Source organism: Mesorhizobium sp. LNHC232B00, from assembly GCF_000502435.1.
In the GTDB taxonomy this organism is placed as follows: domain Bacteria; phylum Pseudomonadota; class Alphaproteobacteria; order Rhizobiales; family Rhizobiaceae; genus Mesorhizobium; species Mesorhizobium opportunistum.
In genome coordinates, this window is record NZ_AYWP01000002.1 from 29,494 (window position 1) to 42,521 (window position 13,028).

Here is a 13,028-nt window from a genome sequence, read left to right on the forward strand (position 1 = left end):
CGCAAATCAGGCTGTTCACAGTCGCGTGATCAGCCTGATTTAGCCGGTCGATGCTGGTTCCGCGTTCAATCCGGCCAGCGCAAGGCGCCGGACGAATCCTTGCGGGCGGCTTTCATCGCATCGGCGGGACGATCCTTCGCGGTTAGTACAGCGCGCAGCCGTTCGGCGACGATTTCGGCCTCGCCGGGGTGAAGGTTGCAGGGGTCGAGGAAGAAATGACCGCGCTCGACCTCGTGGTTGCGCACGATGATCGGCGGCGAGCCTGCCGCCAGCGCCGAGGCGAGGCCGGCGGCACTGAACCGGCTCTCCGGCGAGACGAAGATCTGCAGACGGTCGAGCGGATTGGCGGTCGGATCGGGGATGATGTTGGCAAGGATGCCCGGCAGTCCCTGCAATGCGTCCTTCCAGAGATTGAGCGCTTCCTCCTCGCGGCGGCGGATGCCGGCGTGGTCGCGCTTTTCCCAGGCTTCCAGCGCCGCCATGGTGCCGGCGATGCTCTCCTTGCCGACCTTCATGGCGCGCGCGACGCCCCGGTTCTGCAGATAGGCTGACCGTACCAGGTCCTTGCGCCCGGTGACGATGCCGCTGGTCGGGCCTGAGAGGAATTTATGGCCGCTGTAGATCACGACGTCGGCGCCGCGCGCCAGGAAGCCGCGCAGATCATATTCGGAAGCGGCATCGACAATCACCGGCACGCCCTTGGCGTGGCAGATCTCGCAGAACTCCTCCAGCGACAGCATGCCGTACTGCACGGTGTGGTGGGCGACGACGTAGACGCCGGCGGCCGTGCGCTCGTTGATCGCTTCGCGCACGTGATAGTCCTGCGTGACGCTGACGGTGCCGGCGGGGATCACTTTGGCGCCGGCGACGCGGACCGACTGGTCGATCGGCGCGCCGTAATTGACGATGTGGCCAAGCTGGATGACGACCTCCGACTTGAGGTCGCCCGTGTCGTCAGGCAGGCGCTCGATGGCGAGAAGGCTGGTTCCGGTCATCGCCCCGGCGATCGCCATGGTGATGCCGCTGGCGCAGCAGGCGGTGATGAAGCCGGCCTCGCCGCCGGTGAGGCGCGCGACCACCGTGCTCGCGGCGCGCTGCAGATCGTCCATCTCCACCCATTGCGAGGCCATTTCGGCCATGGCGCTGATCGCTTCGGGAGCGATGATCGATGCGCCCAGCGCAGTCATTGTGCCGGAGACATTGATGATCGGCCGCAAGCCCAGCCGTTCGCGGATGGTGGTGTTGGAGCCGGTGTCGGAATAGGTTTTCATGTCAGCAGGTCCCGTGAGTGACAAATCAGGCTGCGGCGATCTCGACGACCGCCTCGATTTCGACAGTGATGTTTCCAGGCAGCGAGCCGACGCCGATCGCCGAGCGCGCATGGCCGCCGATCTTGTCGAAGACATCGGCGAACAGGTCCGAGCAGCCGTTGACCACCTTCGGATGGTCGCTGAAGGTCGGCGTCGCATTGACGAAGCCGAGCAGCTTGACGACGCGAACGATGCGGCCGAGATCGCCGGCGGCGGCATGCATGACGGCGAGCAGGTTGAGCCCGGTGAGGCGGGCATGCTCATACGCCTGCTCGACCGTCACGTCGTCGCCGACCTTGCCGGTGCAAAGCGTGCCGTCGGCGCGCAGCGGCCCCTGGCCGGAGAGGAAGATCAGCCGGCCGCTCTCTGCATGGGTGACGAAGTTGGCGATGGGCGTCGGCGGCTCGGGCAGCTTCAGGCCGAGTTCGGCGAGCCGGATGTAAGGCGTCATGGAAGAAGGCTCCCTTGGATGGCTTCAGCCATCCGATATTCAAAAAATGGGCGGTGTCGGCCGTCCGATGTCAGAAATGCGAGGCGCGGAAGCGCGCCAGGAAGGTGCGGAGGCGTTCGTTGCTGGTCTCCGCCGCGAGGATTTCCTTGGGCGGACCAACAGCGCTGACGCCACCATCGGCCATGAAGACGATGCGGCTCGATGCGTCGCGGGCGAAGGCCATTTCATGCGTCACCATCAGCATGGTCATGCCGTCCTCGGCGAGGCTGCGCACCACGGCCAGCACCTCGCCGACCAGTTCGGGGTCGAGCGCGGAGGTGATCTCGTCAAGCAGCAGGATTTTGGGCTCCATGGCCACGGCGCGCGCGATGCCGACGCGCTGCTGCTGGCCGCCGGAGAGCTCGGCGGGCAGGCTGTCGGCCTTGTGGGCCAAACCAACGCGGCCGAGCCAGTGTTCGGCCGCCTGGCGCGCCTCGGCCTCGCTCTTTCCGCGCACCTTGGTGAGCCCGAGCATGATATTGCCGGCCGCCGTCAAATGCGGAAACAGGTTGAAGCTCTGGAATACCATGCCGGTCTCGGCGCGCATACTGGCCAAGTCGCGCTCGCTGCGGCGCTGGCGCGTTGCGGCCTCGCGGTAGCCGACCTCCTTGCCGTCGATGCGGATCGAGCCGCTGTCGTAGCTCTCCAGGAAGTTGACGCAGCGCAGCAGCGTGGTCTTGCCGCTGCCGGAGGGGCCGATGACGGTGACCACCTCGCCGCGCTTGACCTCAAGGCTGACGGAACGCAGCACCTCGACGGCGCCGAAGGCCTTGGAGACATCGCGCACGTCGAGCAGCGCGGGGCTGGCGGTTGAGGCTTCGGACATCGTGCTATTCCCGGATGAAGGAGAAGCGCCGCTCGAGTCGCCGGCTGGCGAGCGAGAGCGCGTAGTTGACCGCGAAGTAGATGAGCGCGCCCAGTATATAGAGCGGCATCGCCTCATAGGTGCGGCCGATGACCTGGTTGATGGCCTGCATCAGATCGGTGATGCCGAGCAGCGACACCAGTGCGCTGCCCTTGACCGCGTCGGTGACGCCGTTGATCCACGGCGGCAGGAAGCGCCGGAACGCCTGCGGGAAGATGACGTAGGCCAGTCGCTGGCGGAAGGTCAGCCCGATCGCCATCGCCGCTTCGGACTGGCCCTTGGGGATGGAGCCGACGGCGCCGCGCACATATTCCACCACTTGCGCCGTCTTGAACAAGGTGAGCGCGAACACGGCGGCCCAGAATGATGGCAGATGAAGCCCGATCGCCGGCAGGCCGTAATAGACGAAGAACATCAGCACCAGGATCGGGATGCCGCGGATGGTGTCCGAGAAGATGCGCACCGCCCAGCGCAACGGAGTGGGGCCATAGACCAGGCCGACACCCAGCAGGATACCGGCGATGAGCGACAGGACGACGACCAGCAGCGACACCCACAAGGTCACGGCGAAGCCTTCGGCGAGGAACGGCAAGGCGTAGAAAATCTGGCCAAGCATGTCAGCGCGCCGCCCTGAACCGGCGCTCGACGAGCCTGAGCGCGAAAAGCAGGGCATAGCCGGTGACCAGATACATGGCCGTGGTGACCAGATACACCTCGACGATGCGGAAGGTGTTGAAGTTGATCCACTGGGCCCCGTAGGTGAGCTCCGGCACCGAGATGACCGAGGCGATCGAAGTGTCCTTGAACAGCGATATGAAGGTGTTGGACAGCGCCGGCAGCGTGATGCGCAGCATGGTCGGCAGGCGCACATGCAGCAGCCTCTGCCACGGTGTCAGGCCGATCGCCTTGCCGGCATCGAGCTGGCCGCGCGGGACGGCTTCGAGGCCCGAGCGAAACACCTCGACCAAATAGGCGCCGCTATAGACCGACAGCGTCAGGACGAACGAGGTCGGCGCGCTGTAGGCGAGGTCGACCACGGTCGGCAAGCCGTAGAAGACGAGATAGACCAGCAGAATCAGCGGTACGTTGCGGATGAATTCGACATAGGCGGCGATCACCGCCCGCACCACGCGTCCGGCCGAGACATACCAGACCGCGAGCACCAGCCCGATGACGACGCCGATGGCGATCGAGATGACGGCAAGCTCGAGGCTGAGCAGCAGTCCGCCCCAAAGCTTGTCGAAATGCCGCCAGATCAGGTTGAAATTGAGGGCATAGCCCATGCGTCCGCCTCGGTGTGAAGGGCGTCGGAAGAAAAGCGGAAGGGCGAATGCCGCCCCTCCGCCTGCTGGGTCAGATGACCGGGAAGCCCGGGTGGCGCGCCGGCGGCTCCTGGCCGAAATAGTCCTTGAAGGCAGCGTCGTAGAGCGCTGATTCATGGCCGAACATGGCGATGGTGAAGGTCTGGTCGACGAAGGTCAGCCAATCGAGATCGCCTTGCCGCAGGGCCGCGCCATAGAGCATCGAGTACCAGCTTTTGCCGGCATCGAAATATTTGTCGGGATTGCNCCTTGCCGCAGGGCCGCGCCATAGAGCATCGAGTACCAGCTTTTGCCGGCATCGAAATATTTGTCGGGATTGCGCGAGGCGAGCCAGCGCACGGTGGAGAGATCGACCGCGGCCGCATCGACACGCTTGGACTCCAAGGCTTGCAGCACGTTGGCCTGGGTGTCGATCTGCATCACCTGCGCCTGCGGCAAGGCATAATGGACCGAAGTTTCCGCATCGACGTTCTGCAGGATCGAGATGCGCGTCGCCGAACCGCCGGCAAGCAATTTGTCGAAGGTCTTGTTCTCGGCGTTGGGAAGCGTCAGCAAGGCGACGCCTTCGACGTAATACGGCCTGGTGAAGTTGATCAGCTGCGAGCGCTGCGCCGTCATCGTCATGAACTGGATGGTGATGTCGACCTTGTTGGTGGTGACGTTGGGAATGCGCTGCGCCGGATCCTGCATGACGAACTCGACCTTGGTCGGATCGTCGAAAAGGCCCTTGGCCAGGATGCGCCCCATGGTGATGTCCATGCCGACCAGCTCGCCGGCATCGTTTTCGAAATGCCAGGGCGCGTTGGTGCTGCCGGTGCCGACGATGAGCTTGCCGCGGTCGAGCACGGTGCGCAGCAAGCTGTCGGACGCTGCCTGGGCGGCGGCCTTCTGGGCATCGACGGTTGCCAAAACACCGGCCGTCGCCAGTCCCGCCATTCCCAATTTCAGAAAATCACGTCTTCCGGATGTGTCGTTCACGGCGACCTCCTTTCGTGTTGTGTTCCCCTATGCACAGGCAAGACACGTCATTGTTTTCACAGCGATTGTCTCTTACAAGAGACGTATGTATCCTGTACAAGACAGATACTAACATCAGGAACCGACAATGCAAGATACCAATGCCCTGGCTGTTTCAGCCGGCGAGAAGATTTCAGGCTCCCGGGAAAAGGGCCTCAACCGGGTGCTTGAAATCCTGGAGTTTCTTCATACGACACAGCGCGCCATCGGCATCGGCGACCTTGCCAAGGGGGTGAACGCACCGCGCTCGACGACCTACACGCTGGTGCGGTCGCTGGTCGACGCCGGCCTGCTGGAAATGGAAGGCGACGGCAACCGCGTCTATTTCGGCAAGAAGCTCTACCTCTACGGGATGGATTATGTGCGCGGTAACGACCTGATGCGGCGAGGGCGCCAGGAGGTCGACAATCTGTCGCGCGAGACCGGCGAGACCTCGGAACTGTGCATGCTGCAAAGTGGCCGCTACACCATCGTCCACGCGAGCCCGGGTACCAGGCCGTTCCGCATCAGTTCGGCCACCGGCCTGCAGATACCGCTGCCGTGGACCGCTTCGGGGCGGCTGCTGCTGGCGGGGCTGGACAGGGCCGCGATCGAAGCCATGGTATCGGACGACGATCTCGTGCTGCCCGACGGGCGCAAGCTCAAGCTCGACGATTTCATCGCCGACATCGCCAAGGCGCGGGTCACCGGCTACTGCGTCACTTCGGGGCTGGTCGATGCCTATACGAAGTGCCTTGCCGTGCCGGTCTTTTCAGCGCCGGGCAAGGTCGAGGCGACGATGTGCCTGGTGGTTCCCATCGATACCAACGATGAGCGGACCGCCAGCCTCATCGGCCTGCTGCGCGAGCGCGCCGCCAGGCTATCGATCGCCGGATAGGCGAAGCATGATGGAGGACGCCTGGTGCCCGCGGCTCAAGCGATGATGTCGGGGATGATCTTGTCTTCCAACGCCATCAGCCGATCCTTGAGGACCAGTTTCTTCTTCTTCATGCGCTGGATTTGCAGCGGATCACAACCCATGGCGATCATCGCGTTGATCGCCGCGTCGAAATCGGCGTGTTCCTGCTTCAGCCGGGAAAATTCGAGGCGAATATCGGCCTGTTCCTGATCGGACATTCTCTACCGTCTGCACGTCTGCGGCGCCCAAAACTGGGCCTGATTGGGCGGGGGCGGCAATTTCTGCCACCGGCGCGCAGGCCATATCACATTTCACATTGTCGTGGAATGCTACCACGCAGCATTCGACATCCCAGCCGGAAGGTGGCACAGTGTCATCGTGCCGTCACAGAAGCGACCTGCGGTGGACGTGCCTTTGACGGCTGCAATCGAGGAAACCATGAAAGGGAGAACCAATCATGTCTCTTGCATCCCATCTTGATGAGTTGCAGCGGAAACACGGCGACATCGAACGCGAGATCGATGACGCGATGAACCACCCGTCGGTGGACGACCTCGAAATCGTGAATCTCAAGCGACGCAAGCTGGCACTCAAGGACGAGATTGAAAAACTGAGGGCGACCACGCATTGACGCTCACCTGATATAGCCGCTCGTTAGTTGCGGTTTTCCTTGCCGGCGGCAAGCGCCGCCGGTGTGAGTTTTGGTTTTCACCGCTCCACCATGAGCCGCAGCTAATATCTCTACCGGTCTCACTTTTTGACCCCGGGGTCGTGGACCGTTTCAGGTCCCCGGCGGGGATCAATTGCTGCCAGTGGCGACCTGTCGCCATTGACAAGCCATCTTTGCTCATCCACCTCATGCCCGAACTTCAGCGTATCGGCCCCGGGGAGCGTTCGTGCGTCCAAGTGGACGCACGGGGCTTCAGAGACAAAAGGCTGCCGGCATGACCGGATATTTTTCCTTTCCCTTCCCTCGCCGCACCTCGGTCGGCGTCGATGTCGGCGGCGTGGTCGTCGGCGGCGGCGCGCCGGTCGTCGTGCAGTCGATGACCAACACCGATACCGCCGACATCGACCAGACGGTCGCGCAGGTCGCGGCGCTGCACCGCGCCGGCTCCGAGATCGTGCGCATCACCGTCGACCGCGACGAGAGCGCGGCCGCCGTGCCGCGTATTCACGAGCGCTTGCTGCGGCTTGGCATCAACGTGCCGCTGGTCGGCGACTTCCACTATATCGGCCACAAGCTTCTGACCGACCATCCGGCCTGCGCCGAGGCGCTGGCCAAATACCGCATCAATCCCGGCAATGTCGGCTTCAAGGACAAGAAGGACCGGCAGTTCGCGGCGATCGTCGAAATGGCGATCAGGTACGACAAGCCGGTACGCATCGGGGTGAACTGGGGCTCGCTCGATCAGGAGCTTTTGACCCAGTTGATGGACGACAACCAGGACAAGGGTTTTCCGCTGACCGCGCAGGAGGTCACCCGCGAGGCGATCGTGCAGTCGGCGATCCTGTCGGCCGAGATGGCCGAAGAGATCGGCCTCGGGCGCGAGAAGATCATCCTTTCGGCCAAGGTCAGCGGCGTGCAGGACCTGATCGCGGTCTATACCGAACTTGCCACCCGCTCCAACCACGCGCTGCATCTTGGCCTGACCGAAGCCGGCATGGGTTCGAAAGGCATCGTCGCCTCGTCCGCCGCGATGGGCATCCTCTTGCAGCAAGGCATCGGCGACACCATCCGCATCTCGCTGACGCCGGAGCCGAATGGCGACCGTACGCGTGAGGTGCAGGTGTCGCAGGAGCTGCTGCAGACCATGGGTTTCCGGCAGTTCGTGCCGATCGTCGCCGCTTGCCCCGGCTGCGGCCGCACCACCTCCACCGTGTTCCAGGAACTCGCCCAGAACATCCAGGCGGACCTGCGCAAGAACATGCCGGTGTGGCGTGAAAAATATCCCGGTGTCGAGAACCTCAAGGTCGCGGTGATGGGCTGCATCGTCAACGGCCCGGGTGAATCCAAGCATGCCGATATCGGCATTTCGCTGCCCGGCACCGGTGAGACGCCGACGGCTCCCGTCTTCGTCGACGGCAAGAAGGCGGCGACATTGCGAGGGCCGTCGATCGCATCGGATTTCGAGAAAATGGTCGCCGACTATATCGAGCAGAGGTTCGGTCGCGGCGGCAAGGCCGCGGCAGAGTAGGGCAAATGCAGCGTTTCCTCTGGGTGGCGCTGATTTCCCTATGCGGGCTGGCCTGGTCGACGCTGGTTCAGGCGGACCCGCCGCAATCGGCCAAGCAAAGGCTGATCGACAAGGTCTGCAACCTGATCCAGGCCCATGCCGACCAGAACGGGCTGCCCCGGGATTTCTTCGCCCGGCTGATCTGGAAGGAAAGCCGGTTCGATCCCAACGCGGTCAGCCCCGTCGGCGCCGAAGGCATCGCCCAGTTCATGCCGGGCACCGCCAAGATGCGCGGGCTCGCCAATTCCTTCGACATCAACCAGGCGATCCCGGCGTCGGCGAAATACCTGGCCGAAATGAAAACCAGCTACGGCAATCTCGGCCTGGCGGCGGCCGCCTACAATGCCGGCGAAAGCCGGGTGTCGCGCTGGCTGGGTTCGGGCGGCTTCCTGCCGATGGAGACCGAGAGCTATGTCTTCGACGTCATGGGCGAGCCGGTCGACAAGTTCACCGACCGCGCCTATGCCGGCAAGATCGCGCCACTTGACGCCAAGACGGATTTTGCCGCCGCCTGCCGCAAGCTGCCGGTGATCATGTCGAGGACCGTCGCGATGGCCTCGATCAACGTCAAGCCGTGGGGCGTCCAGGTGGCGGGCAATTTCCGCCGCAGCGCGGCGATCGGCCAATGGCTGCGGGTGAGAGGCCGTTTCCCGGCCCTGCTCAGCGGCCATGATCCGGTGGTGAGCCGTGTGCGTACGCCGATCGGCCGGCGCGGCATCTATGCCGTCAGGATCGGGGTGAATGACCGCGCCGACGCCAATCTCATCTGCCAGAAACTGCAGAGTGTCGGCGGAGCCTGCGTGGTGGTGCGCAACCGATAGCCGACCCGTCGCATCCAGCAACAATTTCGAATATAGGCGGCGATCGATTGGCCGGGCTTGCCCTGCCTCAAACACGACAAGAGCGGCCATATGTTCGACGCCTATATTATCTGCGGCACGCCGAGAACCGGGAGCACTTTGCTGTGCAAGCTGCTGGCCTCCACCGGGGCATCAGGCGATCCTCACTCCTTCTACCGGCGGCAGGATGTGACGGAGTGGGCGCAGGAGTGGAAACTGCCAGCCCGCGAGACGATGGACGAGCTCGAATTCAGTGTTGCCTATCTCAATGCGGCAATCGCTGCAGGGAAGAGCGGGACAGGCATCTTTGGCCTACGCCTGATGCGCGAAAACCTGGATGAGCTTTCAGGGATCCTCGACCGGATTTTTCCTGGGCTTGCGTCGGACACAGCGCGCTTCGAAAAGGCCTTTGGTCGTGTCCTCTACATACACCTGTCGCGCGAGGACAAGCTGGCGCAGGCTGTCTCGCTGGTGAAGGCGCAGCAGACCGGCCTTTGGCATGTCGCGCCCGACGGAACCGAGATCGAGAGGGTCGGAATTCCCGGGCAACCTCGGTATGATTTCCAGCGGATCAAGGGCGAGCTCACCGAGCTTGAAGCGTATGACGCGGCCTGGAACACATGGTTCGCAAAACACGGCGTCACCCCGTTGCAGGTAGGATATGAACGCCTTTCCGCCGATCCGGCCACGGCATTGCTAACCATCTGCGAAGCCCTGGGCGTTCAAGCGCCTGACGCCGAGGCGGTGCGGCCGGGCGTCGCAAAGCTCTCCGACGAGACAAGCCTGGACTGGATGCGCCGCTTTCATGTGGACGCAGCCGTCTCAGGCGTTGATGGAAGAAGTTCAGGCCGTCTTGGCCACCATCGTCTCGCTCAGCCATGTGCCGATCTTGGCGCCGAGGCGATCGGGTGAAACCGGCTTGGGCAGATAGTCGTCCATGCCGGCCTCGATGCATTTGTCCCGGTCGCCCTTCAGCGCATGCGCGGTGACGCCGATGATCGGGATGTGGCCGCCTGAAGAGGTCTCGATCGCCCGGATGGCGAGGGTCGCTTCATAGCCGTTCATCTCGGGCATCGAGACGTCCATCAGGATCAGCCTGGGTCGCAGGGACCGGTACATCTCGACCGCCGTGCGGCCATTGCCGGCGATGCGGTAGCTGAGGCCCAGGCCGTTGAGGATCTGGCCGAACACAAGCTGGTTCACATCATTGTCCTCGGCAATGAGGATGTCGATCGGCCCGTTCGGCGTGGCGGTGGATTCCGGCGCCGGGACCACGGGCAAGGCGGGGCCACGGATGACGGTGAAGGGAAGCGGTGCCGCCTGGGGCTGAGGCTGGACAGGCTCACGCGTGAATTGCGCCTTGCCGACCTGGGAGCGGGCCTTCTGGACGACCGAGATGACGGTGCCGAGCAGAATCGCGGAGCGCGCCGGCTTGGTCAGATGCGCGGCAATGCCGAAGTCGATGATCATCTTGCCGAAATCGACCTGGTCGACCGAGGTCAGGATGACGACAGGAATGGCCGACAGCCGGCTGTCGGCGGCAATGGCCCGGGCGACGTCGGCACCGTTCATGCCCGGCATCTGGTAGTCGAGGATGATGCAGTCGACGGCGGCACCCAGCTGGTAGGCGCGGTCGAGGAAGGCCAGCCCCACCGCACCGCTTTCGGCGGCGGCGCAGTCGAAGCTCCAGCTCCTCAGCTGTTCGAGCAGGATCTCGCGGTTGACCGGATTGTCGTCGATGACCAGCACGCGTGCGCCGGTGACGTCCACCGGCACGATCTCGTCGCGCGCCTGGGCAGTGTGAAGGGGCAGCGGCACCGCGAACCAGAACACCGAGCCGCGGCCGATCTCGCTCTCGACGCCGATCTTGCCGGCCATCAGGTCGACGAGACGGGCGGCGATGGCAAGTCCAAGCCCGGTGCCTTCGTGGCGGCGGGTCGACGATCCGTCGACCTGGGCGAACTTCTCGAACACGTTCTGCAGCTTCTCGGCCGGGATGCCGATGCCGGTGTCCTCGACACGCAGCTTGAGCTGGACGACGCCGTTGACAGTCTCGCCGCCGACATCGATCAGCACATGGCCCTTCTCGGTGAACTTCACCGCATTGCCGACCAGGTTGGTGACGATCTGCCGGAACCGGCCGGCGTCGCCGACGACATAGGCCGGCAGGCGCGGGTCGACACGCACGATCAGCTCGAGGTTCTTTTCGGCGACGCGCGCCGATACCAGCGTCGCCACGTCCTCGACCGCTTCGGAAAGGCGGAAGGGTGCGGGGTCCAGCGTCAGCTGGCCGGCATTGATCTTGGAGAAATCGAGAATGTCGTTGATGATGGTGAGCAGCGCGTTGCCCGATTTGACGATGACGTCGGTGAAGGTCTTCTGGCGAGCGGTCAATTCGGTCTTGGCCAGGAGTTCGGCCATGCCGAGCACGCCGTTCATCGGCGTGCGGATCTCGTGGCTCATATTGGCCAGGAATTCCGACTTGGCGCGGTCGGCGGCCTCGGCCTTGAACAGGGATTCGGCCGATTGCGCGAAGGCGCGGCGGATCGCCTGTTCCATCGGCCGGAAGATCCAGAAGGCGACGACGGCCAGGACCGCGAACAAAAGGCCGCTCGCCCAGAGCAGCAAGCGGTCGCTGGCGATATCGGCCAGGTGACGCTCTTCATCCATGGCGGTGCGGACGCGGACCAGCATGGGCTGGACGAACAGATCGTTCTGGTTGCGGATTTCGCGGGAGCTCCATTCGTCGGTCTTTTGCGCCACCGACATCAGGTTGAAGTTGCGCACCATGTCGCGCGGCGACCAGAACAGGTCGCCGTTGACGGAGGCAGCTTCGAGCTCGTTGAGGGTCCCTACGGACAGGCGCGACCGGATCGCGGCGAGCTGCGCGCTCAGCGTTTCGATCTCGCCGGTCAGGCGCTCCGAATGGCCACGCGCCGCGGTGGTCAGGGCATCGCGCGTTTCCGCCCGCCAGGCGGAGCTGGTTGTCTCGGAGAAGCTGGTTGCGTTGCGCAGGTCGCGGGTGAAGATCACGAGATTGGCGCTCAGCGCATCGACCTCATGGCGGAAGGAATTGACGCGATTGAGCGCGAAAATGATGATGGCCGAAGCCAGTGCGAAGGCCAACAATCCTGAAAGATAACGAATCCGGACCAATCGGATGAAGGAAGAATATTCCGGCATGCGCAACCCCAACACATACGCATTATTTTAATGGTCGGGATTACGCTTCATTTACATTAAGATTTCGTTCGCGCGGGCCGGCGAGTTGCTCGACAACGGAGGAGCGAGATCAGATCGATGCCGTGATGCCGCCATCGACATAGAGGATATGGCCGTTGACAAAGGACGAGGCATCGGAGGCGAGGAAGACACAGGCCCCGACCAGCTCCTCGACCTTGCCCCAGCGGCCGGCCGGCGTGCGCTTTTCAAGCCATTCGGTGAATGCCGGGTCGGCGACCAGTGCGGCATTCAGCGGCGTGTCGAAATAGCCGGGCGCGATGGCGTTGCATTGCAGGCCGAACCTGGCCCAGTCCGTCGCCATGCCTTTGGTCAAATTGCCGACCGCGCCTTTGGTCGCCGTGTAGGGCGCAATGCCGGGGCGGGCAAGCGCCGTCTGGACGCTGGCGATGTTGATGATCTTGCCGCGCCCACGACGGATCATGTGCCGGGCGACGGCCTGGCCGACATGGAAGACGCTGGCGACATTGGTCTGCAGCAGGCGTTCGAACGCGTCGGCGGGAAAGTCCTCGAGCGGCGTGCGGAATTGCATGCCGGCATTGTTCACCAATATGTCGATCGGCCCGCCGGACAGCTCGAAACTGTCGATCGCGGAGCGGACCGCGTCATGGTCGGTGGCGTCGAAGGCGAGCGTTTCCGCCCCGCCGATCTGCGCTGCCGCGGCGTCGAGCTTTTCCGCGTCACGGCCGTTGAGGATCACCGCGGCGCCGGCTTGGCGCAGCCCTTTGGCCAAAGCGAACCCGATGCCTTGCGAGGAGCCGGTTACCAGCGCCCGGCGCCCGGCGAGATCGAACAGATTGGATGACATCT

13 protein-coding genes and 1 pseudogene are annotated in these 13,028 nt (G+C 63.8%); 5 read left to right on the top strand and 9 right to left on the bottom strand.

Annotated elements, in window-relative coordinates:
• Positions 1 to 65 precede the first annotated feature (65 nt).
• The 6 genes and pseudogenes from X743_RS166335 to X743_RS01000000168570 form a co-directional block, all read right to left on the bottom strand.
• On the bottom strand, positions 66 to 1,271 hold the full coding sequence (locus tag X743_RS166335) for an aminotransferase class V-fold PLP-dependent enzyme (protein ID WP_031257394.1): 1,206 nt from the start codon (positions 1,269 to 1,271) through the stop codon (positions 66 to 68).
• A 25-nt stretch (positions 1,272 to 1,296) separates the two neighbouring features.
• Positions 1,297 to 1,761 carry a RidA family protein gene (locus X743_RS166330; protein WP_023763695.1) on the bottom strand — a complete coding sequence of 155 codons (465 nt, stop codon included), beginning with the start codon at positions 1,759 to 1,761 and terminating at the stop codon, positions 1,297 to 1,299.
• 70 nt (positions 1,762 to 1,831) lie between these two features.
• Positions 1,832 to 2,626, bottom strand: a complete 795-nt coding sequence (locus tag X743_RS166325) for an amino acid ABC transporter ATP-binding protein (RefSeq protein ID WP_013892593.1) — start codon at positions 2,624 to 2,626, stop codon at positions 1,832 to 1,834.
• A gap of 4 nt (positions 2,627 to 2,630) precedes the next feature.
• Positions 2,631 to 3,281 (bottom strand): amino acid ABC transporter permease, encoded by a 651-nt coding sequence (locus X743_RS166320; protein ID WP_023763696.1) that lies wholly within the window; start codon positions 3,279 to 3,281, stop codon positions 2,631 to 2,633.
• A 1-nt stretch (position 3,282) separates the two neighbouring features.
• Complete coding sequence (locus X743_RS166315) at positions 3,283 to 3,948, bottom strand: amino acid ABC transporter permease (protein WP_013892595.1); 666 nt, start codon at positions 3,946 to 3,948, stop codon at positions 3,283 to 3,285.
• Between the two features lie 70 nt (positions 3,949 to 4,018).
• Positions 4,019 to 4,923 (bottom strand): annotated as a pseudogene (locus X743_RS01000000168570) (transporter substrate-binding domain-containing protein).
• Positions 4,924 to 5,092: 169 nt separating this feature from the next.
• Between X743_RS01000000168570 and X743_RS166310 the strand changes: the two are divergent.
• A complete protein-coding gene (locus X743_RS166310; protein ID WP_023763697.1) occupies positions 5,093 to 5,881 on the top strand; it encodes an IclR family transcriptional regulator in 789 nt (262 codons plus the stop codon).
• A gap of 35 nt (positions 5,882 to 5,916) precedes the next feature.
• Here the strand turns inward: X743_RS166310 and X743_RS166305 are convergent, their stop codons facing one another.
• The gene (locus X743_RS166305; protein WP_013892598.1) at positions 5,917 to 6,120 is read right to left on the bottom strand and encodes a YdcH family protein; all 204 of its coding nucleotides are present in this window, start codon (positions 6,118 to 6,120) and stop codon (positions 5,917 to 5,919) included.
• A gap of 239 nt (positions 6,121 to 6,359) precedes the next feature.
• Here X743_RS166305 and X743_RS1000000170260 point away from each other — a divergent pair, with 239 nt between their 5' ends.
• The 4 genes from X743_RS1000000170260 to X743_RS166290 all read left to right on the top strand — a co-directional run bounded on the left by X743_RS1000000170260 (position 6,360) and on the right by X743_RS166290 (position 9,890).
• Positions 6,360 to 6,533 (top strand): YdcH family protein, encoded by a 174-nt coding sequence (locus tag X743_RS1000000170260; protein WP_013892599.1) that lies wholly within the window; start codon positions 6,360 to 6,362, stop codon positions 6,531 to 6,533.
• Positions 6,534 to 6,846: 313 nt separating this feature from the next.
• A complete protein-coding gene (gene ispG / locus X743_RS166300; RefSeq protein ID WP_023763698.1) occupies positions 6,847 to 8,100 on the top strand; it encodes a flavodoxin-dependent (E)-4-hydroxy-3-methylbut-2-enyl-diphosphate synthase in 1,254 nt (417 codons plus the stop codon).
• Between the two features lie 5 nt (positions 8,101 to 8,105).
• Positions 8,106 to 8,960 (top strand): lytic transglycosylase domain-containing protein, encoded by an 855-nt coding sequence (locus X743_RS166295; RefSeq protein WP_023763699.1) that lies wholly within the window; start codon positions 8,106 to 8,108, stop codon positions 8,958 to 8,960.
• A 90-nt stretch (positions 8,961 to 9,050) separates the two neighbouring features.
• Entirely contained in the window at positions 9,051 to 9,890 is an 840-nt protein-coding gene (locus tag X743_RS166290) for a Stf0 family sulfotransferase (protein ID WP_023763700.1), read from the top strand.
• Here X743_RS166290 and X743_RS166285 read toward each other — a convergent pair.
• Positions 9,822 to 12,161, bottom strand: coding sequence for a response regulator (locus tag X743_RS166285; RefSeq protein WP_023763701.1), 2,340 nt, complete (start codon positions 12,159 to 12,161; stop codon positions 9,822 to 9,824). The two genes, X743_RS166290 and X743_RS166285, sit on opposite strands and share 69 nt — an antisense overlap.
• Positions 12,162 to 12,270: 109 nt before the next feature.
• Complete coding sequence (locus X743_RS166280) at positions 12,271 to 13,026, bottom strand: SDR family oxidoreductase (protein WP_023763702.1); 756 nt, start codon at positions 13,024 to 13,026, stop codon at positions 12,271 to 12,273.
• Between the last annotated feature and the right edge of the window lie 2 nt (positions 13,027 to 13,028).

What these genes read in the sequence shown, in the direction of transcription:
- X743_RS1000000170260 (WP_013892599.1), top strand. Translation starts at nt 6,360, where the DNA reads ATGTCTCTTGCATCCCATCTTGATGAGTTGCAGCGGAAACACGGCGAC.
- X743_RS166335 (WP_031257394.1), bottom strand. Translation starts at nt 1,271, where the DNA reads ATGAAAACCTATTCCGACACCGGCTCCAACACCACCATCCGCGAACGG.
- ispG (WP_023763698.1), top strand. Translation starts at nt 6,847, where the DNA reads ATGACCGGATATTTTTCCTTTCCCTTCCCTCGCCGCACCTCGGTCGGC.
- X743_RS166315 (WP_013892595.1), bottom strand. Translation starts at nt 3,948, where the DNA reads ATGGGCTATGCCCTCAATTTCAACCTGATCTGGCGGCATTTCGACAAG.
- X743_RS166280 (WP_023763702.1), bottom strand. Translation starts at nt 13,026, where the DNA reads ATGTCATCCAATCTGTTCGATCTCGCCGGGCGCCGGGCGCTGGTAACC.
- X743_RS166320 (WP_023763696.1), bottom strand. Translation starts at nt 3,281, where the DNA reads ATGCTTGGCCAGATTTTCTACGCCTTGCCGTTCCTCGCCGAAGGCTTC.
- X743_RS166285 (WP_023763701.1), bottom strand. Translation starts at nt 12,161, where the DNA reads ATGCCGGAATATTCTTCCTTCATCCGATTGGTCCGGATTCGTTATCTT.
- X743_RS166310 (WP_023763697.1), top strand. Translation starts at nt 5,093, where the DNA reads ATGCAAGATACCAATGCCCTGGCTGTTTCAGCCGGCGAGAAGATTTCA.
- X743_RS166295 (WP_023763699.1), top strand. Translation starts at nt 8,106, where the DNA reads ATGCAGCGTTTCCTCTGGGTGGCGCTGATTTCCCTATGCGGGCTGGCC.
- X743_RS166325 (WP_013892593.1), bottom strand. Translation starts at nt 2,626, where the DNA reads ATGTCCGAAGCCTCAACCGCCAGCCCCGCGCTGCTCGACGTGCGCGAT.
- X743_RS166290 (WP_023763700.1), top strand. Translation starts at nt 9,051, where the DNA reads ATGTTCGACGCCTATATTATCTGCGGCACGCCGAGAACCGGGAGCACT.
- X743_RS166305 (WP_013892598.1), bottom strand. Translation starts at nt 6,120, where the DNA reads ATGTCCGATCAGGAACAGGCCGATATTCGCCTCGAATTTTCCCGGCTG.
- X743_RS166330 (WP_023763695.1), bottom strand. Translation starts at nt 1,761, where the DNA reads ATGACGCCTTACATCCGGCTCGCCGAACTCGGCCTGAAGCTGCCCGAG.